The sequence below is a fragment of the Paraburkholderia sp. SIMBA_030 genome, assembly GCF_046535245.1.
Lineage (GTDB): Bacteria > Pseudomonadota > Gammaproteobacteria > Burkholderiales > Burkholderiaceae > Paraburkholderia.
Window position 1 is genome coordinate 1 of the sequence record NZ_JAWRXB010000952.1, and the last position, 258, is coordinate 258.

Consider the following 258-nt stretch of genomic DNA (forward strand, 5'->3'; position numbering starts at 1 on the left):
ATAAAACTCCCAATAATCAATTCTGGACTTTCCGCTATACGCTACGATCATGATAAATCCCGAAAGAATAAAAAAGTAACTGACACCTACGTTGGCTCTTAAAAAAAGATTGGAAACAGCCCCTATTTTATATAAAAACAGATCTTTGTTGAAATGAGAAATAACAATTGCTATGGAAGCAATAAATCGGGTAAATGTGATCTGACTTATCTTCACAAAAATAATTCTTTACTTTATTAAAATACCTGCACAAAATCT

General features: G+C 31.0%; 1 pseudogene. It reads right to left on the reverse strand.

Annotated features, from left to right (window positions below):
* Nucleotides 1-216 (reverse strand): annotated as a pseudogene (locus SB772_RS42835) (hypothetical protein); the annotation flags it as partial.
* Nucleotides 217-258 lie beyond the last annotated feature (42 nt).